We start from the raw sequence: 625 nt of genomic DNA on the forward strand, positions 1-625 counted from the left end.
TGGGTCGGGGACATCACCTACATTCCGACGTGAGCGGGATTCTGCTATCTGGCGACCGTGTTGGACTGCTGCACGAAGAAAGTGGTGGGGTATGCGATTGCGGACCACATGCGCACCAGTCTCATCCAGGATGCACTGACCATGGCGGTGAAGAATTGTCCCCATACTCGGGGTGTGACAATCTTTCATTCGGACAGGGGAAGCCAATACACGTCGGAGGCGTTCGCTCACACGTTGAGTGATTATGGGATACGCGCCTCGTGCGGGAAGACCGGGGTGTGCTGGGATAATGCGTGGGCGGAGTCTTTCAATGCGACTTTGAAGAACGAGCGGTGGAGTGAGTGGTTGTTCTCGGACCTCGGATGAAAGTCTGGTGTTTCGGGAGGAACGGTAGGGTTGATTCATGAGTACTGGCAAGTATGGTGATGATTTCAAGGAGCAGGTTGTTCTTGAGGTGATCAACAAGGATCGGACGATCAGTGCGGTTGCGCAGTCCTATGGGCTGGTGTCCCAGACGGGGGGATTGTGGGTGAAGAAGTACCGGGAGTCCCATCCTGAGGTGTCTGGTTCGGGGGAGGTCGTGGAATCGGCTGAGATACGGCGGTTGCGACGTGAACTCCGAGAG

General features: G+C 56.2%; 2 protein-coding genes. Both read left to right on the top strand.

The genetic code is table 11. From position 1 onward, the window contains the following. The first annotated feature begins 48 nt into the window (after positions 1-48). Positions 49-366 (top strand): DDE-type integrase/transposase/recombinase, encoded by a 318-nt coding sequence (locus tag FK268_RS25530; protein ID WP_368732154.1) that lies wholly within the window; start codon positions 49-51, stop codon positions 364-366. Positions 367-403: 37 nt separating this feature from the next. Continuing rightward, positions 404-625 (top strand): transposase (locus FK268_RS23280; RefSeq protein ID WP_146437820.1); only part of this gene is annotated, 222 nt, incomplete at its 3' end.

The sequence above is a fragment of the Tsukamurella sputi genome, from assembly GCF_007858445.1.
Taxonomy (GTDB): Bacteria; Actinomycetota; Actinomycetes; order Mycobacteriales; family Mycobacteriaceae; genus Tsukamurella; species Tsukamurella sputi.